The organism is Sphingomonas bisphenolicum (assembly GCF_024349785.1).
Lineage (GTDB): Bacteria > Pseudomonadota > Alphaproteobacteria > Sphingomonadales > Sphingomonadaceae > Sphingobium > Sphingobium bisphenolicum.
This window is the reverse complement of the sequence record NZ_AP018820.1, coordinates 24,077-44,175: the sequence shown is the minus strand read 5'-3', so window position 1 is coordinate 44,175 and position 20,099 is coordinate 24,077. Positions and strand designations below refer to the sequence as shown.

Genomic DNA, 20,099 nt, shown 5'->3' with positions numbered 1-20,099 from the left:
AATATGTCCGTTAACTCTGGACCTGTAACGGCGATTCGGACAAGATCGCATAATGACGGGAAAACGGACAGGATCGGGCATCATGTGGCGCTGATCGGCTATGCGCGCGTCTCGACCGCAGACCAGAAGCTGTCGCTCCAGCTTGACGCGCTGAACACTGCCGGGTGCGACCGTATATTCGACGATCACGCATCCGGGGCAAAAGCCGATCGGCCTGGCCTAACCGAAGCGCTCGCCTATTTGCGCCCCGGCGACACGCTGGTGGTCTGGAAACTCGACCGCCTCGGCCGCTCGATGAGCCACCTGATCGAGAAGGTCGGCGAGCTTGCGGCGCGCGGCATCGGGTTCCGCTCACTCACCGAGAATATCGACACCACCACTTCGGGCGGCATGCTGGTGTTCAACATCTTCGGCTCGCTGGCCCAATTCGAGCGTGACCTGATCCGTGAACGCACTCATGCCGGCCTCAAGGCCGCACGCGAGCGGGGCAACAAGGGTGGTCGCCGGCCTGTCGTTACCCCCGACAAACTACGTAAAGCGCGGGCGCATATCGCAGCGGGCCTCACTGTTCGTGAGGCGGCGGCCCGGCTCAAGATCGGCAAAACCGCCCTATACAAGGCTCTGGAAAACGCGTGAAACCGCTGGCGATCAAGAACTCGTGGGTGCTGGTCACAGGGGCTTCGACCGGTTTGGGCAGAGCGTCCGCCCTCCGCTTGGCGGCATCGTACCAGGCCAAGCCCCTGATTGTTGGACGAAGGCTCGACAACTTGCGGGAGCTACAGACCGAAATTGACGAGCGGTTCAATGTGCCGTGCGAGATTATAGTGGCTGATCAACGTGAAATCGAGGGCAGGGAGAAAATCGCGGCTAAGGTTGCAGAATTGCAAGTAACAGCCGCTTTGTTGGTTGCCGGAATGACGAGCGTTGGTTCATTTGATGCAGGCCGTGCCGACACTTATGCCGAGGTAATTGAAACAAACATACTCGGTTTCACGGATTTGCTGGCTCGCCTGATTGCGATTTTCAGGGAGCAGCCGTTTGAATCCTCAGTAATCGCCGTGTCGAGCCTGGCGGGCGAAACATCCGTGCCCTTCCAAGCGGTCTACGGCGCGTCGAAAGCCTATGTGAGCACCCTCATGCGAGCGCTTTCCGTGGAGCTTGCCGGGACGGGAGTGAGTGTTGGGTCTTTTGCACCCGGTGGAATCGACACAGACATGGCTGCCCTCAGCGATTTGAAGTGGGGGAGGTTGGGTTTGATGGACGTTGACCGGTGCGCGGCCCATGCAGTCCACGCTCTGGTTTATCGGCAATCCTTCGCCATACCGGGGATGGGCAACCAGCTCACATATTTGGCGAGCAGGGTTCTACCTCGATCGTTGGTCAATCGGATTGCCGCCCTCCCATATCGGCGCCCGTAGGGCGGCACCACATAAAAGGGGCAGGAAAGCCTGCGAATAGCATCTGCTGGCATCGTACCGGATTTGTTCGCCCTTAGCGTGCAGATACGTCACTTTCGTGTAGTCACCCCCTGTGGGTGGCGTGCGACCCGGAATCGCGAGGCCAGGACCGCACGCTGGAAGCGGTGCGCGACTGCCTCACCTTCGCGCCCGATAATTTCCAAAGGATGCTGCGGGAAATGTCGCGCAGCACGCAGGCGCGCGGCCTGATCGCCCGCGCCGCGAACCGCCACCTGGGCAAGTCCGATCGCGAGGCCGCCGGCGTGCTGTCGGCCGCGCAGCGCCATACCCATTTCCTCGATTCGCCGCGCATGTCGGCCGTGCTGGGGCGCTCGGATTTCACCTTCGCCGATGTGAAGGCGCACGCCACCACCGTCTATCTGGTGTTGCCGCCCGATCGGCTCGCCACCTATGCCCGCTGGCTGCGCCTGATGCTCGCGCAAGGGCTGACCGATCTGGCGCGCGCGCCGTCCTCCCCTGCCCGCTCCGTCCTGTTCCTGCTCGATGAGTTCGCCGCCCTCGGCCGCCTCGAACCCGTCGAGCGCGCGATGGGCCTGATGGCCGGCTATGGCATCCAGCTCTGGCCGATCCTGCAAGATGTTCACCAGCTCCGCGCGCTCTACGAGCGCCGCGCCGGCACCTTCCTGTCCAACGCCGGCGTGCTGCAAGTGTTCGGCGTCAACGATCACGACAGCGCCAGGCTCGTCTCCGATCTGCTCGGCCAGGAGACAGTCGTGTTCGAGACGATGAGCCGCGCGATCGACGCGGAGGAAACCGGCATATCGTTCGGATCGCAGCATGTAGCGCGGCCGTTGCTGACGCCGGATGAAGTCCGCACGCTGCGCGAGGATTTGCAGCTCCTGTTCCTTGCGGGGCAACGGCCGATCGTCGCCGCCAAGCTGCGCTACTACGCCGATCGCGAGTTCGCCGGGAAGTTCGACAAGGCGTGAACGGACACTATCGACGAAGTGAAAAAGGCCGTTTGCTGTATAGTGTCAGAACTGCCGCCAAGGGCGGAAGGATAGAATATGGACCAACGCGTCATTGATCTTTGGGACCGGCTCATGGCCTATGGAGAGAGCGGTTCCGCACCTCTTCCGGCGATCCGCGACGAAGTGTTGGAGCTGCACGAAGCGATCACCGATGAGGAAAGCCGGCTCGGCCTCATGCGGATATTCAATCTCGTCTGCGATCTTGTGGCGGTGCATCTCCAAGAGACGAACGGCGATCTTGAAGCCTTCGCCCAGCACCGGCAGGGCCAGATATGGATGTTCCTGCGCGCGGAATGTCTTGTCGATGGCGCGTTGGACCGGAGCCGGCTGCGATATGTGACATGGCGCGAAGTCCAGGCCGGCCGCATGACCGAGGATGATCCGCTGCGCCGCTACGCATTGGGCGATGACTCCGCCTTTGATGAGCTGATGGCCGCGCCGACGCCACCGAAGCGGACGCGCCACTAGGCGCGAATGTATAGGCGTATACAAATATACATGTTCGCCGTCTGTTCGCCCTTGGCGTTGTTTAGCGGACTTTCCGCGCCCTGCCCTGCCGGCTCTTGGCGTAGGATTCCGCCCTCTCCCGCAGCAATGTTCGGGGCCAAATCCGTGAAATCGTTGCCTGGCGCACAAACCTTGAGGCTCGCCGTTTCGATCCCCGACCTCGCGAGGATCTAGCTTTCCAGAAATCGGCCGCATGGGAAGCCCGTAGAGCGCCATTGCCGCTTGGACCCTCCCCGGCCTGCCAAACGTCCAGAATGAAGCCCAGCGGCCCGGAAATCGCCCCTGCTGCGACGTTTCCGCCTCCCCTGCCCTCTCGGCTCGATCACCGCCCTATCCGCCTGGCTTTCCTGGAAAGCCAATTGCGACGGTGCCGCTGGCGCTGTGGTGTCGATAGAAGCGGGGCGTTTAAACGATCCTCAATCTAGCAAAAAGCGTGCCGGCGAAGCCGGCTCATCATGGGGATGCCGGGTGGGAGGATCGCAAAGCGATCCGGGGCGGCCGAAGGCCGCGAGCCGGCGGGGGCGAAGCCCCCAAGAGGCGGCGCTTTTCTTCCCTCTGACCGGTGCCGGTAGCGCGGCGCGAGTGGATCATGCTGCCTCTGTCCCGAAAATCAGGACAAGTTGTTCGATCTGGCGGGACGCTGGTGGGTGAAACCACGATGATCCGGCGTCGAGTGGGCGCTGCGGTTAAAGTTATCCACAGGTCGGCCTAGTGTTAATATATGGGTTAAAGAGTCGTGTTACGGGATTTTGGCGGTTTCATAAGCAACTGAAAATATTAGAATAATCGGGCGTTTTTTTGCCCTCGGCGTCAACGGAACCCCGAATCTGGTGACTCCAGAACCCCGAATCTGCGTCAACGAAACCCCGAATCGCGATCACCCGTCAATGAAACCCCGAACTTTTCCGTTGCGTCAATGAAACCCCGAATCTACGGTGCGCGTCAATGAAACCCCGAATCGAGCCTGACCGTCAACGAAACCCCGAACTCCCGCTTGCCGTCAATGAAACCCCGAACGGCGCGGAGGGACGCCCTCCCCTGCTGCCTGTTCGCTACCCCGATCCCGATCTGTTCATTTGCGATGTTCTCGACGCCATCCCCAAGGATGACATGGCCTCGATGGAGCATCCGATTTTCTCGCTCGCGACCAAGCCCGATCGGCGCGTGTTCCGCTATGAGCATAACGGCAACAAGCTCGAAATCGTCCCCAGCGTCAAAGGGCTGGCGACGATCCACGACAAGGATATTCTGATCTACTGCATCTCCCAGCTCATCGGGAAGATGAACCAGGGGGAGCGACCGAGCCGCACCTTGCACCTCACTGCTCGCGATCTACTGGTGTGGACCAACCGGCAAACCGATGGCGACGGCTATGACCGGCTGCGGAGCGCGTTCGAGCGGCTGTCGGGGACGCGGATCACCACGAATATCAAGGCCGATGGCGAGGAAATCACCGAAGGTTTCGGCCTCATCAATGAATGGCGGATCGTGCGGCAAACCCGCTCCGGCCAAATGTCGGAAATCAAGGTCACGCTATCCGACTGGCTGTTCAAGATGGTTGAGGGGCGCAGCGTCCTGACGCTCCATCGCGACTATTTCCGCCTCCGCAAGCCGCTCGAACGGCGTATCTACGAGCTGGCGCGCAAGCATTGCGGCGCGCAGGAAAAATGGTCGATCTCGGTCGAAACGCTACAGAAAAAGACCGGCGCGAGTAGCCATTTGCGCGTGTTCCGCTCGATGCTGCGCGATCTCGTCGCGCACGATCATCTGCCCGACTATGCCGTGGAAATGAACGGCGATACGGTCACGTTCCGCAATCGCGAGGCTCTGGATACGGTCGAGGCGATCGAGGCGGAACCCGAGCGGCCCTATATCGACCCCGAAGGCTTCCACGACGCCAAGAGCGTTGCGCCTGGCTATGACGTTTACGCGCTCTATGACCAATGGGTGTCATGGTGGATCGACAGCGGGCGGCCGGAACTGAAAAGCCCCCGCGCCGCCTTCATCGGCTTCTGTCGCAACAAGCACAAGACTGCCCCCTTGCGCTAGTATAGGTGTATAGATGTATAGGTGTATAATTGTATACATCTATACTAGCCGGCGATGCGCCCCCTTCCCTTCTTCACAAACAGGTCGTCCAGCGCCTCGCCCAGCAGGCTTTGAACGGTCGTCCCTTCCTCGGCCGCGATAATGCGAAGCTGCGTGCTGACCTCGGGAGGGAAATGCCCGCCAATCAGCTTGGTCCCCTGTCGGCCGCTCGGCGGGGCCTTGCGGGTCACGTCTACCGGCTCGATCGCCGACGCTGGGGCCGGGGCCGCGTCTCCGTCCGCCTTGGCGCGGTTCAGCACCGCTTGCAGACTGTTTCCGCCCTTCGCCATCACGCCACCTCCGCCTGATTGTATAGGCGTATATTTGTATACTCGTATAGTCGGCGGATTTCGTCGGCCGCTGGCCCATGCGGCTCGAACTCCTGCACGGCCCGGCCTGCGGCTTGGGCGCGGAAAAAGGCTTTGCGGTTGCCGATCGTCACCGGGCAAACCGTCGCGCCTAGCTCCGCCACGGCCTGAATCGCATCGCCAGTTTCCTGACCTTGCGGGGGCACGAAGGTAAGGACCACGGCAAAGGCGCGGTCGAGCTGGCGCACCACGTCGAGGGTGTGCGTCATGCTCATCGTGTCGAACACGGCCGTCTTAGTCGGGATCAGGATGAAATCAGCGTGACGCGCTGCCTCATAGGCCACGTCGCGCGCGACCGCCGCCCCGTCGATCACGACAAGATCGGTGCCGGCGTCCTCGCAGGCTTTGAGCATAGCGGGCAGGCGCACCGGCTGAATCGACGCCACGGCGGGCGTGTCGAGCTGGCGCACGTCCTTCCAGAACGAGGCCGTCGCCTGCGGGTCCAGGTCGATGATCGCGGCGACCTTGCCCGCCTGCTCGGCCGCGACTGCCAGACAGGTCGCGAGCGTCGTTTTCCCAACGCCGCCTTTCTGTGAGAGAATGGCGAGAACCTTCATGCTACACTCCTACACGTATAATCCTATACTTGTATACACAATAGACCGGGAGGGGAAGCCCTGTCGTTCCCGAAATGACGATAGGGAGGCGCTGAATCTGAAATGACGAAAGCGCGCCGCATCATTCCTCCGGTTCGGCGTCGTCATCGTCCAGCGGCTCATGCTCCATCTGGCCGTGATCCTCGATCGGGCAAAGCGGCGCTCCGGCCTGCTCAAGCCATTTGCGCGCGGTCCTCACGGTATAGCCGCACGTCGCGCACTCGCATTTGAGCATCCGGGTTTTCTGCTTCTTGGGCGCGGTCGACTCCCCGTCCGTGTCGAGACGGGCATGGGGGAGGGGGCCAACGCACTCCAGGATCGGCGCGATGGCCGCAAGGAACGCCTCGCCGGGGGTGGTGGCGCGCATCGGCCCGACCAGCCCCAGCCCAAGGGCGACCCGTTAAACGTCTTCCCATGCCCTGCCGGGATGCCGACAGCGGCATGGACCAGCTCATGCGCGAGGATGGCTGCGATCTGCGCCGGCATCGCGTCGGGCGCGTGCGCCAGGTCCGGGCGGATGAAGATTTCAAAATGCCCGTCCGCGCTCAACCGATTATCCCAGCACTCGCCAATCGCCTTGGCCTTCGCGCCTCTGCTGGTGAAGCCGATCGCCACGCGCACGCGGTCGGGCAGGGGGGCGTCCAGCACCTCGAACAGCGGGGCCATGCCCGCCGCCACCGCATTGAGCCAGCTTTCGCGGGTTTCGTGGGTCATCGTCCTTACTCCCTTCAAATCGCCTGTTCGGCGATGGCCATGCCATCGGCCGGAACACGGACGCCCAAGAACGCCGGCGAGAGAGGGGGGCAGCGGGATTCGATGGGGGTGGTGCGGCCGCAGCGCAGCGAGGCACGGCCCCGTCTAATCCCGTTGCGGGGGAGAGGCGGCCGGGACCGCCTTTCCCCCTTCAAACAGGATCGACGCCGGCGCACGCCGGCACCATGAAGCGAGACCCGCTTGCGATCTCGCCCCCGCCATGTGGGTCGTCACCTTGGGCCAAGACCGCTTGCGGGCTTGGGGAACGAAGCGAGTAGGGCCACGGTGCCGCGCCAGCGGCAGGCGCCGCCCCCTAGCCTGGATTGAAATTGTTGCTCAACTGAGCTACATTATCGGCTTGACTAAGGAGGTTCCAATGGCCGCTACCGCTTTCGTGCGCGCGCGCATCGACGAAACATTGAAGGATGAAGCCGCCGCCGTGCTGGCCGAGCTGGGGCTGACCGTCTCGGATGTGGTCCGCATGACCCTCACGCGGGTCGCCAAGGATCATGCGTTGCCGTTCGAGCTGAAGGTGCCGAACGCCGAGACGCGCGCCGCGATCGAGGCGTCCCGCGCGACGATGAAGGCTCGCCGCGCCCGTTTCACCGATGCCCAGGAAATGTTCGATGCCCTCGACCAAGAAGCCCGCCAGCAGTAAGCGGGCGGCGTTCCCAAGAGAGGCGTCCTACGAAAAAAGGTTCGTCAAGGATTGGGAGCGGCTGTCGCGCAGCGGGCGCTACAACATGAAACAGCTCAAGGAGGCGATGATGATGCTCATCGCCAACGACGCGCCGTTAGGCCCGGAATGGCTGGATCATCCGCTGAAAGGCGATTGGAGCGATCATCGCGAGTGCCATATCGGCGGCGATTTCCTGCTGATCTATACGATTGAGGGGAATCTGGTGAACTTCGTGCGCGCCGGCACTCATGCGGAACTGTTTGAATAGCCATGCGCGTAATCTTCATTCGCCACGGCGAATCTACCGGCAACGCCGGCGTGCCCTGCCACGATCTCGGCGCGATCGAGCTGACGGAGCTGGGCCAGGAACAGGCACGCGAAGTCGCGGCGAGCTGGATAGAAGCGCCCGCGCTCATCGTCACGTCGCCCTATACCCGCACGCAGCAGACGGCTGCGCCAACGATCGCGCGCTTTCCCGGCGTGCCGGTGGAAGTGTGGCCGATAGAGGAGTTCACCTATCTGCAACCGGCGCGCTGGAACGGCACGCGCAGCGCGGAGCGGATGCCGCACCTCGAACGCTATTGGAGCGCGGCCGATCCTGATTATTGCGACGGGGAAGGGGCGGAGAGCTTCGCCACCCTGCTCCGGCGCTGCGAGGCCGCGCTGGCGCGGCTCGCCGCCATGCCGCCCGCCTCGCTGGTCTATGTGTTCGGGCATGGGCAGTTCATCCAGGCCGCGCGCGCGATCGTGGCCGACGCTCATCTTGACGATCAGGCAAAGATGCGCGCCTTCTGGCGCAAGGGCGAGCCGCCAGCGATCAGCAACGCGCAGCGGGTAGGATTCCGCTGGCATGGCAGGCGCTGGGAATGTGCGCCGGCGATCGCCGCCTAAATCAACGCCAGAGAGGGCGGGGGGCGTCGCTCATCACCCCTGTAGCCGCGAAATCGTCGCTTGGCTGACGTTGAACAGCGCCGCGACCGATCGCTGGGTGTCGCCTGCGTCGAGCTTGCGCCGCGCCTCGGCCTGCTGGTGCGGGGTGAGGGCGCTCTTGCGGCCGAACTTGACCCCGCGCGCCTTGGCCTGGGCGCGGCCAGCGCTGGTGCGCTCGGCGATCCGCTGGCGCTCGTAGCTGGCCGCGACGCCTAGAACGGCAATCACAACTTCGGCGAGCTGCGAGGTCGTGTCCACCATCGGTTCGGCGATCGAGCGGAAGCCGGCCCCGGCCTCCTTTACCGCATGGAGGATGTTCAAGAGGTCGCGCGTGTTGCGGGCGAGGCGATCGGTCGCCGTCACCATCAGCACGTCGCCGGGATCGAGCGCGCCGATCGCGCGCTTGAGCTGGGGCCGCTCGGCCGACGCGCCGCTGATCTTCTCGCGGTAGATCTTCGCGCAGCCCGCCGCCTCAAGCTGGGCGAGCTGCTGGGCCAAATCTTGGCCGTTGGTGGAGACGCGCGCATAGCCGTAAATCATGGCGCGATTCTGCATCAGATTTTTGCATCAGGGAAGGGCACGGAAAAGCGCGGCTTTTGGTTTGATGCGAAACTTTTGACTTCGCACCAGAGCTTTTCCTGTGTGCCCTTTGGCGGGATAACCGAACACACCAGCATTGCTGTCGCTCGCTTAGTTCACGCAGACAGGCACCCTAATCGTATTCATTGGGCCTCCACCTGCGCTCGCTATATGACGAGTTTGCCAGACGGTACGGGTACACTTGCCCTTTTTACGGTTTTTGCTCGTCGGTTGTTCTCGAGGCGGGGGCGCTGAATTGGCTTGGCTATTCGCCGGTTCGCGTGGGGGACAGATACCTTGCCTTTCCATGATTTCGCGATGGCGCCTTCCCTGCTCACCGGCCCAGGCATCGGCCTTGGTTTTCCCTTCAGCCAGAAACCGCCGCTTGTATTCCGCCGTGAGGCGCGCCTTGTCTGCGGGTCGTGCGGCTGAGCGGAACAGGAAAGTGTCGTAAGGGGCATTATTTCCTTTCAAAAGTCCCATTCGGAATTAGGTTGGCGTAGCGGTCTGAGGCCGCCGTTTGCGACGGCGTCAGGCACGGAGAAGTCGTAGCGGCCGAGGAAATTGATGTGACGCCAAGATATCGGCGAGAGCCGAGCGATATCGGCGGGCAGCGGCGGCGTCCCGGCCTCGCTGAGTTGGCGCACGGTTTCCTGCATGTAGACAGCGTTCCAGTGGACGATGGAGTTGAGGGCCAGACCGAGGACCCCAAGCTGCTCCTCTTGGCCCTGACGCAGAGGGCTTCTGATTTCGCCCCGATCGCCGTGATGGACGCGCCGACCGAGCTTGTGGCGCAATTCCTGCCGGTTGAGCTGAAACAATATTCGTCGCCGGAACGGCCGGTCATCGATGTATCGCAGGATATGCAGCGTCTTGATGATGCGGCCGAGTTCAGACAGGGCCTTGGCCAGCGTTGTTGGGCGGTCTTTGACCTGCAGCATTCGCATGACGCCTGCGGCCTTGAGGTGGCCGAGCTTGAGCGATCCGGCCAAGCGGATAAGGTCGGACCAGTTTTCCCGGATCAGATTGATTTTAACCCTGCCCCAGGCGGTCTGATCGAACGGCCCATAGCTCGCCTGGCGGTCGATACGCCAGAGTTTGGCGTCGCCGATGTCCGCCAGACGGGGGCTGAACCGGTAGCCCAAGAGCCAGAACAGACCGAAAATGGCGTCGGAATAGGCGGCGGTGTCGGTCATGATCTCCAGAGGATCGAGCTCGGTTTCCTGCTCCAGCAGGAGAGCCAGGACGACCAGGCTGTCGCGCAACGTGCCGGGGATGACCGCTCCGGTCAGACCGCTGAACTGATTGGAAATCATGTTGTACCAAGTGACGCCGCGCTCCTGGCCGTAATATTTGGGGTTGGGCCCGGCGTGTATGGCGCTCGACGGAGCGACAAAACGCATGCCGTCGGCGCTGGCCACCTCGCCTGCGCCCCAATGTTGGACGATATCCAGACGACTGTGAGCGGAAACGATCGCGGCGTTGGCCGCGGCGATGGTCTCGGGCCGAATGAAATTCTGACCGACCCAAGAAAGACGGTCGCGACGCAGAGCCGCAAATTCCGGGCGCACGATCGGCTCAAGACCGATGTTGCAGGCGCCGCCGACCAGGGTCGCGCACAGGCTTATCTCGAAGTGCTCGACGGTGGCCTGACGCTCGCTCAGATGCGTAAAGGACTTGGCAAATCCGGTTCGCGCCATGACTTCAAGAAAGATGTCGGGCATTCCGGCCTTCGGCATGCGCGTTTGGACGGCGGCGCGAAGTGCTCGAAGGCTCTCGGGTTCATCAAGCTTGTCGAGGGGCGTGACCACAATCCCCATCTTGTCGGCGACCGTCTCAAAACGCAGGTCCGGATTGTCGCCGGCGCGCGCAACGACATGTCGATATGCCTCGTCGAGAAGGCGGGAGAGACCGTCAATCTCAATGTCGGCTTCCAGAGATCGGCCCAGGGCGCGTGCTACCATCAACCTGGAATTGTGCCAGGACTCGCCCTCGAGCATCCCGCGCCGGGGATCCCCGTATCGGATGCCGGGCTTGGCGAACACATCGCGACGCTTGATCGCCAGACGCCACGCATCGATGATCGCGAAGACATAGGCCTTCGGGTCGCGCATCCTGCCATCGTCATCCAGGACATGTTGCCTCCACGCCTTCGAGACCGCAGCGATCGGTGCGCCGCGCATCTTGACGAGAGAGGACCAGTCGTCCACGCCCTTGAGGTAGCTGATCGCGGCCTTGACGTTTTTGCCACCTGGGGCAGCGTCGGTCTCGATGCGGGTAGCGATTTCAAAGAACAATCGCCGGGCGCTCCGCCATTTTGTTCGCAGTTGATCATAGGGCTTGGTCTCCGCGGGCTTGGCGATCGCCTCCACCTTGGACATGGCGGCCTCGATGTCGGGACGGGGCAACCGCTCGAAGAGCACATCTCGCCATTCATTGAGGGGCAGGGCGTCGTCGGTCAAAACCAACAGACCCATTGCGTGGAGCAGCATCGCGGCGCCATCGAGATCGCGCAGACTGCGCAGGCGGGCCTGTTTGTCGGCGGCTTCAGCCCCTTTCACCAAGTCGGCGAGCAGAGCCTCGGCCAGCTCGGCGGCGTCGTCCTGGGCCGCCGCTTCGAGCGTATGGAAGAGCGCGGCTACGGTCGCGGTTCGACGAGGCTCCTGAAGGGCGGCGATGGCCGAGGGCTTGCCGACGCGCGCTACCCGCGCGAGCCGCTCAAGGGTTGTGGCGGGAACGCCCCGCGGTGGCGCCGGCCGCAGATTGAACGCCCGGACCGCATCGAGCCGATCAAGGTGTCGGAAGAGTTCGGTCGGCATGCGCTTGGAGGGAACGGTCCGGAGCGCGTCCAGGGCGGCGAACGTGGATGTGTCGCCATCGTCAAACAGCGCGGCGATGCGCACGCGCTGGTCATCGCTCAAGCTGGCGACCAGATGGCGCCAAAGCCTGGTCCGCGCACGATCGCGGATCCTGCCAACCAGGCGCTCGACGACCGTGACGCCCGGCAGCAGCACCTTGTTGGCGATCAGCCAGGCCGCAGCTCGATCAATCAGGGGGCCGGGCCGATCGTCGCCGCTCCAGCAAAGGGCGTAGAGCCATCGGGTCAGCCGGAAACGTGCCACCGCGTTGTCGCCAAAGTCCGTGAAGCCGCAGTGCGTCCGGATGAGCGCGAGGTGCCGGATGCGTCGGCTTCCCGCAAAATAGGCGTCCACGTCCGTGCCGGGTTCAAGAGCGAGTTGTTCGATCACGGCCGCCAGGACCGACGCTGGGATCTCGGCGGGCGAGACTGGAAATGCGCCCAGAAACCGGGCGCTCGTCAGCATCACGGCAAAGCCGAGCCGATTGTGGTCGCCGCGCAGAGTTCCAATGAGGTCGCGATCAGTTTGGTCCAGATGGAAATATCGCGCGAGTTGATCGGCCGACGGTTCGCCATCAAAGCGGGCAAAGCCCTGACGCTGGGCGTCAGTGAGGTGACGGGTGGGCATACCGTGCGAAACTTTCAACTTTTGCGAAGGGGACGGCCCATGCCGATAAACAAGGCGAATTTCTTCGCAAAACATATGTGCGAAACAAAATTGTTTTGCAGTAACTTTCGCACAATATCTGGAGCAGTCGCATGAAGCTCGGCTACGCGCGCGTTTCCACCGAGGATCAGAACTTGGAAATCCAGCGCGGTCGGCTCTCGGAGGCGGGCTGTGAAATGATGTTCGAAGAGAAAATATCGGGGGCCGCTCGTGGCCGGCCCGAGCTTGAAAAGCTGATGGGTCACCTGCGCAAAGACGATGTTCTCGTCGTCGCCCGCCTCGATCGTTTGGCGCGATCCACCATCGAACTCCTGCACATCGCGGAACGCATCAAGGAAAAGCAGGCAGGATTACAATCGCTTGATGAACCTTGGGCCGATACCACGTCCCCGTCTGGCGTGATGATCATGACCGTATTCGCTGGGATCGCCCAGTTCGAGCGGACTCTCATATTGAGCCGAACCGAGGAGGGGCGAAAGGCGGCGATGGCGCGCGGTGTGAGCTTCGGACGCCCAAAGAAAATGCGCCCAGATCAGGCGGAGCTCGCTCGCCAACTCGTTCTCGAGGGTAAGTCCATTAGCGCCGTCGCAAGGACCTTCAACGTTCACCCGGCCACCATCTATCGCTGTATCGAGCCAAACAGTGCCTTATGACACTTTCCTGTTCCGCTCAGCCGCACGACCCATAGCCTGCTCGACATCGAGCGCGGTTACGCGCCGCACCGCGTCCGCCCGCGTCCGCTCAGCGGTCGCCTGCGCGATGGCGGCCCGGCCATTGTTGAACACCGGGATCGGGATCGAGATCGCGAACACCGCGGCGGTGTCGTTGGTCGCTTCCAGTCGCCGCAGCGCCGGTCCGACGTTGATGTCGGGCACCCGATTGGCCCGAGCAAGCCGGATGCCGGCGTCGGCGATGGCCAGATCGGCATCGGCCGCCGCCAGCGCCAGCGTGCCTTGCGCACTTGGCGGGGCGACCGGCCCGAAGGTCGCGGCAGGGAGGCGATCGAGCAGTGTTACGTCCAGCGCGCCATCTATCGGACGACCGATCCGGCGCGCGAGATTGGTCCTGGCCGCCTCCGCAAGCCGCGTCAGCCGCTCGACGTTGGCATCCGCGTTGATCCGCGCCACGTCGGCGCGCTGCTGTTCGAGCGGCGATGCCCGGCCCGCCTGAACGCGGACCCCGGCGCCGCGCAGGACTTCCGCCGCGATCCGGGCTTGGTCGCGTGCCGTCGCCAAGCGGCGTTCGGCCGCGACCGCCTCGACATAGAGCTGCGTCACCTGCACGCGGATATCGGCCTCTGCGATCGCGGCTTGGAGCTGCGCCCGAGATAGCTGCGCGCCGGCGACGGCGACACGCGCGCTTCGCTTGCCGCCCAGCTCGATCGGGATCGCAACCCCGACCGTCGTTTCAGCGCTCCGCAGCCCCCGATAAGGCCCGGAACCCACGACATTCTCGACCTGACCCTGAAAGGTCGGATTGGGGCGGAGGCCCGCGACGGAGCGTCCAGCCTGTGCGGCTTCGATGCCCGCTGCTGCCGCCGCGTTGGCCGGTGCCGACCCACCTGCCGCCAACACGGCCTGATCGAGCGTGAAAGCCGGCATGGGCTGTGCCGATGTTGGCGCAGCCGGGACCGGCGCTTGTTGCGCCTGTGCTTGCGCCTGCGCGATCGATGCGCAGGACGCCGCAGCCAATACGGCCGCGATCAACTTTTTCATTATCTGGTGATCCTGACAAATTGCGTCGAGCCGGCTGATGCCGGCCAGCGGAAGATGTCAGGCGGTGGGCGGCCTCAGCCCAGGATCGACCAAGCGCGATGCGATGGCCGCGTCGGAACCGGCAAATGGGCGCATACCGCCGGCACGGGCCATCGCCGCCAGCTCATCGGTTGCGGGAAGGTTCAGCGACGGCCCATGGCATGTGCCGTGGTGGTGCGGAACGGCCTTATCAGAATCGCCCTGCGACTGATCGGCATCGCCTTCGCTATGCACGGCGCCGCTGCACTCGATCGTGATAGCGCCCGGTCTCTCCTGCGCGTGCACGGTTCCCGTCACCACCAGGGATGACGCGATCATGACAAGCAAAAGGGACCACAACTTACGCAGCATTGAGATTCGTTTAAGTGAAATGGCGCGCAAAGTCATCGTAGAACTTCCGGAGGAACCGATCGCGCCTCGCGCCACGCCGGGATGGCCTCCGTGATTTCGTCGCTGATGGTGGAGAGCGTCAGCGCAGCCAGCAGCAGCCATCCCCATCCCCGTCGAAATCTGAATGTCATCATGGAGCTTTCATGGCGGCTCAGCGCCAGAGGCGAAACCGCAATCGTGCCGCGCGGGATTCACGCCACATTCTATGTATGATAAAGGACATTATCACACATTCAGGGGACCATGATCGCCATGCCCGAGACGGCCTCGACACCGCCGCAGCGCCGCCCTGTCATCCGGACCGTAAGCTTCGATGAGGCCGGCGCGGCGATCGGCCGCTTGCTGCCGATCGCGCTGCCGCCCACGCGCGCGGCCGAGACCGGCGCGTCGGCCAAGGTCGCGGATTTTCTGTTGGCCTGGTGGAATGGCGACGAGTGCGGGCATTTCCCGATCCTGCATCTTTGCAACGTCGATGCCGTCATTGCCGAGGATATGCTGACGGTCATGGCCTATCTGGCGCAGGAGTCGACCACCTATGCCGATGCCTGGGGTTACCGCGACGCGATGCACGACCTTTGGGTGCGCTATCGCGGCGACCCCGCCGAGAGCGTTTAAACGTCTCCGAAGATCCACCGTAAAAAGGGATGCCGGCATGATCGAAAATGACGACGAGGCTTTTGCCGACAACTGCGCCGAGCGCGACCAGGCCAAGGCGCTGCGCGAGCAGGCGCGCGGGGGCGGGCTGCGTTTCGAGGTGTATCTACCCGGCGACATGGCCGATTGGCTGTTGGCGCAGGTCGAGCGGGGCCATTTCGTTGATCCGTCCGAGGCGGTGTTCGCGATCGTCCAGAACTTCATCGAGATGGAGCCGCACCGCGATTTGCGCGACGAGCTGTTGCGCCGGATATTGGACGAGTCGGTTGGACGCGGGCTTGAGGACGTGAAGGCGGGCCGCGTTCGTCCCGCCGATGAGGTGTTTGACGAATTGCGCCGGGAGCTGGCGAAGCCCCGCCGCGAGCCGGCCCGCTGGCAGAAGATCGCACGATGAACCAGCTCGCCCTCCTACCCTCGCCCGCGCTGGCGTTGCCGGCCTTGATCGCGGCGGCCGACGACGCCACGCGGCTGCGCTTCCTTGAGTTCTTCGCCGTCACCATCCGCAATCCGCATACGCGCCGTGCCTATGCGCGCGCGGCGGGCGACTTCCTGGCCTGGTGCGAGGCGCGCGGCGTTGCCTCTCTCGCTGGCGTGCAACCGCTCCACGTCGCGGCCTGGGTCGAGGCGCTGGGGCGCGAGCTGGCCGCGCCCAGCGTCAAGCAGCAGCTCGCCGGCGTGCGCCACCTGTTCGACTGGCTGGTAACGGGCCATATCGTGCCGGTGAATCCTGCCGGATCGGTGCGCGGGCCGGCGCATAGCCAGCGGCGCGGCAAGACGCCGGTGCTCGCCCCCGACGAGGCGCGGCGGCTGCTCGATACCATCGACGTGACGACGCCGGCGGGCCTGCGCGACCGCGCCCTGATTGGATTGATGGTCTATTCATTCGCACGGATCGGCGCGGCGCTCGCGATGCGGGTGGAGGACGTGTTCGTGCAGAATCGCAGGCTTTGGGTGCGCCTGCACGAGAAGGGCGGCAAGCGCCATGAAATGCCCTGCCACCACAACCTTGAGCATTATCTCGCTGAATATCTCGACGGGTGCGAGTTGCGCGAAGACCGCAAAGGGCCGCTGTTCCGCACGATCGCGCGCGGCACTAAGCGCCTCAGCGATACCCCCCTGCCCCAAGCCAATGCGTTCGCGATGGTGCGCCGGCGCGCGGGCGCGGCCGAGATCGGGACGGCGATCGGCAACCATTCGTTCCGCGCGACCGGGATCACCACCTATCTGAAAAACGGCGGCACGTTGGAGACGGCCGCGACGATGGCAAACCACAGCTCGACGCGCACCACCCAGCTTTACGACCGGAGACCCGATGACGTGACGCTGGACGAGGTGGAGCGGGTGTTGATCTAGGCGGCGATCGCCGGCGCACACGCCCAGCGGTCGCCATCCCAATGAAACCCTAGCCGCTGCGCGTTGCTGATCGCGGGCGGCTCGCCCTTGCGCCAGAAGGCGCGCATCTTGGCGCGCTCGTCCAGATCGGCGTCGGCGACGATCGCGCGCGCGGCCTGGATGAACTGCCCATGTCCGAACACATAGACGAGCGAAGCGGGCGGCATGGCCGCGAGGCGGGCCAGCGCCGCCTCGCAGCGCCCGAGCAAGGCGCGGAAACTCTCCGCCCCTTCCCCGTCGCAATAGTCCGGATCGGCCGCGCTCCAATAGCGTTCGAGGTGCGGCATCCGTTCGGCGCTGCGCGTGCCGTTCCAGCGCGCCGGTTGCAGATAGGTAAATTCTTCGATCGGCCACACTTCGACCGGCACGCCAGGAAAGCGCGCTATCGTCGGCGCGGCCGTCTGCCGGGTGCGGGTATAGGGCGACGTGACGATGAGCGCGGGCGCTTGCGTCCAGCTCGCCGCGACCTGGCGCGCTTGTTCGTGGCCGCGCTCCGTCAGCTCGATCGCCGCGAGATCATGGCACGGCACGCCGGCGTTGCCGGTGGATTCGCCGTGGCGGATGAAGATCGCCCGCATGTGCGTCATCTATCCGAATACCTCGCTATGCGAGCCAAGGCGCGCGAGGCGCAGCGTTTCGTCGTCGGGCTTGGCGTAGATCAGCACCAGATCGGGCTTGACGTGGCAATCGCGGTAGCCCGCCCAATCGCCGCTCAGATCATGGTCGCGGTATTTGGGATCAAGCGGCGTGTCGGTCGCGAGCGCGGCCAGGACAGGCAGAAGATCGGCATCGAGGGTCGCTCGATGCCGGCCCTTTGATTCCCGCTTGTAGTCGCGCTTGAACCGGGTCGAACGATCAATCGTCCGCACGGAGGTCCGCCATCAGCGCATCGACGCTGGCGAACTTGGTCCCCTTCCCCGCCGCCAGCTCTGCCATTGCCTCGCGTGTCGCGGCGTTCGGAACCTTGACCTCGAAAGGCAAGCGCCGTTCGTCGGCGATACGCAGCATCAACAGTCGGATAGCGTCGGAGATCGAAAGGCCCATCGCGCCCAGCGCGGCGGTGGCGCGTTCCTTCGTCGTATTGTCGATCCTGGCGCGGACATAGGTGTCGGAAACAGCCATTGGGATTTCCTTCTGAAAACGTAGTCCCAACGTAGTCACAAAATCTGATTTTGGCAATGGGTGCGGTGATTATGCGCCTGCCGCTGACGCGGCATCGTGGCTCTAGTCGCTCACGCTCCCCAAGCCCGCAAGCGGTCTTGGCCCAAGGTGACGATCCACATGGCGGAAGCGAGATCGCTGCGCGGATCTCGCGCAGCAATGCCGGCGTGCGCCGGCGCCGATCCTGTTTGAAGGGGGAAAGGCGGTCCCGGCCGCCTCTCCCCCGCAACGGGATAGACGGGCCGTGCCTCGCTACGCTGCGGCCGCTCCACCCCGTCGATTCCCGCTGCCCCCCTCTCCCGCCGGCGTTCTTGGGCGTCCGTGTTCCGGCCGATGGCATGGCCATCGCCGGACAGGCGATTTGAAGGGAGTAAAGACGATGACCCACGAAACCCGCGAAAGCTGGCTCAATGCCGTGGCGCAGGGCATGGCTCCGCTGTTCGAGGCGCTGGACGCCCCCCTGCCCGACCGCGTGCGCGTGGCGATCGGCTTCACCAGTAGAGGCGCGAAGGGCAAGGCGATCGGTGAGTGCTGGGACAACCGGCTCAGCGCGGACGGGCATTTTGAAATCTTCATCCGCCCGGACCTAGCGCATGCGCCTGACGCCATGCCCGCGCAGATCGCCGCCATCCTCGCCCACGAGCTGGTCCATGCCGCTGTCGGCATCCCGGCAGGGCATGGGAAGGCGTTTAAACGGGTCGCGCTTGGGCTGGGCCTTGTCGGGCCGATGCGCGCCACCACTCCCGGCGACGCCTTACTTGCGGCCATCGCACCGATCCTTGAGGCCGCTGGCTCCCTCCCCCATGCCCATCTCGACACCGGCGGGGAGTCGACCGCGCCCAAGAAGCAGAAAACCCGGATGCTGAAATGCGAGTGCGCGACGTGCGGCTATACTGTGAGGACCGCGCGCAAGTGGCTGGAATTGGCCGGAGCGCCGCTTTGCCCGATTGAAGGGCACGGGATCATGCAGCATGAGCCGCTGGACGCCGACGATGACGAGGGTGGTTAAGCGTCCTCCCCCTGCCCCTTTCATTCAGGCACGGCTTGCACTATGCCCACATGCAAACATGCGGTCATGTAAGGATATTCACATGCCAACAATCGCCATTATCAGCCAGAAGGGTGGTGCGGGGAAAACCACCCTCGCCCTGCATCTGGCCGCCGCCGCCGAGGATGCTGGCCATACCGCGCTGGTGATCGACCTCGACCCGCAGGCGACAGCGAGCCAGTGGGCGGCGTGGCGCAAGGATGCGCCCCCGGTCGTGATCGACAGCGCCCCCCCTCGCCTTGCCGCCAAGATCGAGCAGGCGAGGGCGCAAGGCGCAGCGTTCATCGTGATCGACACCCCGCCCCATGCCGACAGCGCCGCCAGCGCCGCCGTCGAGGCGGCCGACCTGGTGCTGATCCCATGTCGGCCGAGCGCGTTCGACCTGGCCGCGATCAAGACGACCGCCAGCCTTGTGAAGATGCGCGGCAAGCCCGCTTTCGTGATCTTCACGGCGGGAAGCCCGACCGCGCCGCGCATGTATGAGGAAGCGACGCAGCTTGTGCAGGATTATGGGCTGGACGCCTGCCCGCACCGTGTTGCGGATCGTGCCGCGTTCCGTCACGCGGCGGCCGAGGGGAAAACCGCGATGGAGATCGAGCCGGACGGCAAGGCGGCAGACGAGGTGCGCCAGCTTTACAAGTGGACATGCGAGCATGTAAACATGCAAGCATCAACGAAGCGGAGGGCCAGCGCATGAGCCGGAAGGGATCATTGCTTGCATTGCGGGATCGCGATCCCGCACCAACGCCGGCGTCGACCGAGCCGGAGGGAAGGGCGGCCGCGCTGACCGCCCGCAGCACTGGCGTAGGCACCGGCAGCAGTTCGAGCAGCAGCCCGGTTGCGCCGAGCCGTCAGGGCAAGAAGGCGATGACGGGCTATTTCAGCCCGGAAATGTCGTTCGCCATGCACATGACCGCCCGCAAGCACGGCATGAGCTTGCAGGACGCGATGGCCGAGGCGTTCAACGACTGGCTCCGAAAGATGGGGGAAAGTCCTGTAGGCAAGTGAGCATGTTCACATGCAAACATATAGCTTAGGGGAAAACTCATGCCGTGCTAATCGTGTCCGCCATCTTCGCACTGGTGATGATCGGATTGTCCATCCGGGCAAACGCCCGTTTCCGGCAGGAAAGGAACTGCCGATGCAATAGCGGCTTTCACGATCAGAGCCGCTTTCCAATTTGGTGAATTGGTCCGCACCTCGCGTTCTAGCTCTCAGCTTCACGCC

General features: G+C 63.9%; 22 protein-coding genes and 3 pseudogenes. 15 read left to right on the top strand and 10 right to left on the bottom strand.

Annotated features, from left to right (window positions below; translation table 11 throughout):
• Window positions 1-84: 84 nt before the first annotated feature.
• The 5 genes and pseudogenes from SBA_RS23260 (at window position 85) to SBA_RS23240 (ending at window position 5,005) form a co-directional block, all read left to right on the top strand.
• Window positions 85-636 carry a recombinase family protein gene (locus tag SBA_RS23260; RefSeq protein ID WP_004213210.1) on the top strand — a complete coding sequence of 184 codons (552 nt, stop codon included), beginning with the start codon at window positions 85-87 and terminating at the stop codon, window positions 634-636.
• A complete protein-coding gene (locus tag SBA_RS23255) occupies window positions 633-1,418 on the top strand; it encodes an SDR family NAD(P)-dependent oxidoreductase (RefSeq protein ID WP_004213209.1) in 786 nt (261 codons plus the stop codon). Before SBA_RS23260 ends, SBA_RS23255 begins: the two co-directional genes overlap by 4 nt.
• 149 nt (window positions 1,419-1,567) lie before the next feature.
• Window positions 1,568-2,407 (top strand): annotated as a pseudogene (locus SBA_RS23250) (type IV secretory system conjugative DNA transfer family protein); the annotation flags it as partial.
• A gap of 78 nt (window positions 2,408-2,485) precedes the next feature.
• The gene (locus SBA_RS23245) at window positions 2,486-2,917 is read left to right on the top strand and encodes a hypothetical protein (protein WP_017501681.1); all 432 of its coding nucleotides are present in this window, start codon (window positions 2,486-2,488) and stop codon (window positions 2,915-2,917) included.
• Window positions 2,918-3,901: 984 nt separating this feature from the next.
• The gene (locus SBA_RS23240; protein WP_004213366.1) at window positions 3,902-5,005 is read left to right on the top strand and encodes a replication initiator protein A; all 1,104 of its coding nucleotides are present in this window, start codon (window positions 3,902-3,904) and stop codon (window positions 5,003-5,005) included.
• 44 nt (window positions 5,006-5,049) lie between these two features.
• Here the strand turns inward: SBA_RS23240 and SBA_RS23235 are convergent, their stop codons facing one another.
• From SBA_RS23235 to SBA_RS23225, 3 genes and pseudogenes are all read right to left on the bottom strand, one after another.
• On the bottom strand, window positions 5,050-5,334 hold the full coding sequence (locus SBA_RS23235) for a ribbon-helix-helix domain-containing protein (protein WP_017501683.1): 285 nt from the start codon (window positions 5,332-5,334) through the stop codon (window positions 5,050-5,052).
• Window positions 5,334-5,969, bottom strand: coding sequence for a nucleotide-binding protein (locus SBA_RS23230; RefSeq protein WP_017501684.1), 636 nt, complete (start codon window positions 5,967-5,969; stop codon window positions 5,334-5,336). Before SBA_RS23230 ends, SBA_RS23235 begins: the two co-directional genes overlap by 1 nt.
• A gap of 121 nt (window positions 5,970-6,090) precedes the next feature.
• Window positions 6,091-6,722 (bottom strand): annotated as a pseudogene (locus tag SBA_RS23225) (transcription elongation protein SprT).
• Window positions 6,723-7,137: 415 nt separating this feature from the next.
• Between SBA_RS23225 and SBA_RS23220 the strand changes: the two are divergent.
• The 3 genes from SBA_RS23220 to SBA_RS23210 are packed head-to-tail and all read left to right on the top strand — an operon-like array spanning window position 7,138 to window position 8,331.
• A complete protein-coding gene (locus SBA_RS23220; RefSeq protein WP_017501687.1) occupies window positions 7,138-7,419 on the top strand; it encodes a type II toxin-antitoxin system RelB/DinJ family antitoxin in 282 nt (93 codons plus the stop codon).
• Window positions 7,388-7,708, top strand: coding sequence for a type II toxin-antitoxin system YafQ family toxin (locus SBA_RS23215; protein ID WP_026109291.1), 321 nt, complete (start codon window positions 7,388-7,390; stop codon window positions 7,706-7,708). The genes SBA_RS23220 and SBA_RS23215 overlap by 32 nt, the downstream gene beginning before the upstream one ends.
• A gap of 2 nt (window positions 7,709-7,710) precedes the next feature.
• Window positions 7,711-8,331 (top strand): histidine phosphatase family protein, encoded by a 621-nt coding sequence (locus tag SBA_RS23210; protein ID WP_017501689.1) that lies wholly within the window; start codon window positions 7,711-7,713, stop codon window positions 8,329-8,331.
• Window positions 8,332-8,364: 33 nt separating this feature from the next.
• Here SBA_RS23210 and SBA_RS23205 read toward each other — a convergent pair whose 3' ends face one another.
• Window positions 8,365-8,925, bottom strand: coding sequence for a recombinase family protein (locus SBA_RS23205; protein ID WP_017501690.1), 561 nt, complete (start codon window positions 8,923-8,925; stop codon window positions 8,365-8,367).
• Between the two features lie 494 nt (window positions 8,926-9,419).
• The gene (locus tag SBA_RS23200) at window positions 9,420-12,434 is read right to left on the bottom strand and encodes a Tn3 family transposase (RefSeq protein ID WP_037555775.1); all 3,015 of its coding nucleotides are present in this window, start codon (window positions 12,432-12,434) and stop codon (window positions 9,420-9,422) included.
• 131 nt (window positions 12,435-12,565) lie between these two features.
• Between SBA_RS23200 and SBA_RS23195 the strand changes: the two genes are divergently transcribed.
• The gene (locus SBA_RS23195) at window positions 12,566-13,126 is read left to right on the top strand and encodes a recombinase family protein (RefSeq protein ID WP_011950653.1); all 561 of its coding nucleotides are present in this window, start codon (window positions 12,566-12,568) and stop codon (window positions 13,124-13,126) included.
• Between the two features lie 30 nt (window positions 13,127-13,156).
• Here the strand turns inward: SBA_RS23195 and SBA_RS23190 are convergent.
• Together SBA_RS23190 and SBA_RS23185 are read right to left on the bottom strand one after the other, a co-directional pair.
• A pseudogene (locus SBA_RS23190) lies at window positions 13,157-14,188 on the bottom strand (TolC family protein); the annotation flags it as partial.
• 57 nt (window positions 14,189-14,245) lie between these two features.
• Window positions 14,246-14,614, bottom strand: a complete 369-nt coding sequence (locus SBA_RS23185; protein ID WP_158305177.1) for a hypothetical protein — start codon at window positions 14,612-14,614, stop codon at window positions 14,246-14,248.
• 246 nt (window positions 14,615-14,860) lie between these two features.
• Here SBA_RS23185 and SBA_RS23180 point away from each other — a divergent pair, with 246 nt between their 5' ends.
• Genes SBA_RS23180 through SBA_RS23170 form a run of 3 tightly spaced genes read left to right on the top strand, consistent with a single transcriptional unit; the run spans window position 14,861 to window position 16,624 of the window.
• On the top strand, window positions 14,861-15,232 hold the full coding sequence (locus SBA_RS23180; RefSeq protein WP_225900037.1) for a DUF7673 family protein: 372 nt from the start codon (window positions 14,861-14,863) through the stop codon (window positions 15,230-15,232).
• Window positions 15,233-15,269: 37 nt separating this feature from the next.
• A complete protein-coding gene (locus SBA_RS23175; protein WP_041380118.1) occupies window positions 15,270-15,665 on the top strand; it encodes a CopG family transcriptional regulator in 396 nt (131 codons plus the stop codon).
• Window positions 15,662-16,624 (top strand): tyrosine-type recombinase/integrase, encoded by a 963-nt coding sequence (locus tag SBA_RS23170; RefSeq protein ID WP_041380120.1) that lies wholly within the window; start codon window positions 15,662-15,664, stop codon window positions 16,622-16,624. The genes SBA_RS23175 and SBA_RS23170 overlap by 4 nt, the downstream gene beginning before the upstream one ends.
• Here the strand turns inward: SBA_RS23170 and SBA_RS23165 are convergent.
• From SBA_RS23165 to SBA_RS23155, 3 genes are read right to left on the bottom strand one after another with little or no spacing between them, the layout of a single operon-like run.
• Entirely contained in the window at window positions 16,621-17,241 is a 621-nt protein-coding gene (locus tag SBA_RS23165; RefSeq protein WP_019086510.1) for a histidine phosphatase family protein, read from the bottom strand. The genes SBA_RS23170 and SBA_RS23165 overlap by 4 nt on opposite strands.
• A 9-nt stretch (window positions 17,242-17,250) precedes the next feature.
• A complete protein-coding gene (locus SBA_RS23160; RefSeq protein WP_004212931.1) occupies window positions 17,251-17,532 on the bottom strand; it encodes a type II toxin-antitoxin system YafQ family toxin in 282 nt (93 codons plus the stop codon).
• On the bottom strand, window positions 17,519-17,785 hold the full coding sequence (locus tag SBA_RS23155; protein ID WP_011950390.1) for a type II toxin-antitoxin system RelB/DinJ family antitoxin: 267 nt from the start codon (window positions 17,783-17,785) through the stop codon (window positions 17,519-17,521). The genes SBA_RS23160 and SBA_RS23155 overlap by 14 nt, the downstream gene beginning before the upstream one ends.
• A 418-nt stretch (window positions 17,786-18,203) precedes the next feature.
• On the opposite strand from SBA_RS23155, the gene SBA_RS23150 reads away from it, so the two are divergent.
• The 3 genes from SBA_RS23150 (at window position 18,204) to SBA_RS23140 (ending at window position 19,880) form a co-directional block, all read left to right on the top strand.
• Window positions 18,204-18,833 carry a transcription elongation protein SprT gene (locus SBA_RS23150; protein ID WP_011950391.1) on the top strand — a complete coding sequence of 210 codons (630 nt, stop codon included), beginning with the start codon at window positions 18,204-18,206 and terminating at the stop codon, window positions 18,831-18,833.
• Window positions 18,834-18,915: 82 nt separating this feature from the next.
• Window positions 18,916-19,569 carry a ParA family partition ATPase gene (parA, locus tag SBA_RS23145; RefSeq protein ID WP_011950392.1) on the top strand — a complete coding sequence of 218 codons (654 nt, stop codon included), beginning with the start codon at window positions 18,916-18,918 and terminating at the stop codon, window positions 19,567-19,569.
• Window positions 19,566-19,880: a ribbon-helix-helix domain-containing protein gene (locus tag SBA_RS23140; protein ID WP_011950393.1), complete on the top strand. Its 315-nt coding sequence runs from the start codon at window positions 19,566-19,568 to the stop codon at window positions 19,878-19,880. Before parA ends, SBA_RS23140 begins: the two co-directional genes overlap by 4 nt.
• Window positions 19,881-20,099: the final 219 nt, after the last annotated feature.

Excerpts from the sequence above, each read along its gene's own strand:
- SBA_RS23245 (WP_017501681.1), top strand. The coding sequence starts at position 2,486 with ATGGACCAACGCGTCATTGATCTTTGGGACCGGCTCATGGCCTATGGA.
- SBA_RS23240 (WP_004213366.1), top strand. The coding sequence starts at position 3,902 with ATGAAACCCCGAATCGAGCCTGACCGTCAACGAAACCCCGAACTCCCG.
- SBA_RS23235 (WP_017501683.1), bottom strand. The coding sequence starts at position 5,334 with ATGGCGAAGGGCGGAAACAGTCTGCAAGCGGTGCTGAACCGCGCCAAG.
- SBA_RS23230 (WP_017501684.1), bottom strand. The coding sequence starts at position 5,969 with ATGAAGGTTCTCGCCATTCTCTCACAGAAAGGCGGCGTTGGGAAAACG.
- SBA_RS23220 (WP_017501687.1), top strand. The coding sequence starts at position 7,138 with ATGGCCGCTACCGCTTTCGTGCGCGCGCGCATCGACGAAACATTGAAG.
- SBA_RS23215 (WP_026109291.1), top strand. The coding sequence starts at position 7,388 with ATGCCCTCGACCAAGAAGCCCGCCAGCAGTAAGCGGGCGGCGTTCCCA.
- SBA_RS23210 (WP_017501689.1), top strand. The coding sequence starts at position 7,711 with ATGCGCGTAATCTTCATTCGCCACGGCGAATCTACCGGCAACGCCGGC.
- SBA_RS23205 (WP_017501690.1), bottom strand. The coding sequence starts at position 8,925 with ATGCAGAATCGCGCCATGATTTACGGCTATGCGCGCGTCTCCACCAAC.
- SBA_RS23200 (WP_037555775.1), bottom strand. The coding sequence starts at position 12,434 with ATGCCCACCCGTCACCTCACTGACGCCCAGCGTCAGGGCTTTGCCCGC.
- SBA_RS23195 (WP_011950653.1), top strand. The coding sequence starts at position 12,566 with ATGAAGCTCGGCTACGCGCGCGTTTCCACCGAGGATCAGAACTTGGAA.
- SBA_RS23185 (WP_158305177.1), bottom strand. The coding sequence starts at position 14,614 with ATGACTTTGCGCGCCATTTCACTTAAACGAATCTCAATGCTGCGTAAG.
- SBA_RS23180 (WP_225900037.1), top strand. The coding sequence starts at position 14,861 with ATGATCGCCATGCCCGAGACGGCCTCGACACCGCCGCAGCGCCGCCCT.
- SBA_RS23175 (WP_041380118.1), top strand. The coding sequence starts at position 15,270 with ATGATCGAAAATGACGACGAGGCTTTTGCCGACAACTGCGCCGAGCGC.
- SBA_RS23170 (WP_041380120.1), top strand. The coding sequence starts at position 15,662 with ATGAACCAGCTCGCCCTCCTACCCTCGCCCGCGCTGGCGTTGCCGGCC.
- SBA_RS23165 (WP_019086510.1), bottom strand. The coding sequence starts at position 17,241 with ATGCGGGCGATCTTCATCCGCCACGGCGAATCCACCGGCAACGCCGGC.
- SBA_RS23155 (WP_011950390.1), bottom strand. The coding sequence starts at position 17,785 with ATGGCTGTTTCCGACACCTATGTCCGCGCCAGGATCGACAATACGACG.
- SBA_RS23150 (WP_011950391.1), top strand. The coding sequence starts at position 18,204 with ATGACCCACGAAACCCGCGAAAGCTGGCTCAATGCCGTGGCGCAGGGC.
- parA (WP_011950392.1), top strand. The coding sequence starts at position 18,916 with ATGCCAACAATCGCCATTATCAGCCAGAAGGGTGGTGCGGGGAAAACC.
- SBA_RS23140 (WP_011950393.1), top strand. The coding sequence starts at position 19,566 with ATGAGCCGGAAGGGATCATTGCTTGCATTGCGGGATCGCGATCCCGCA.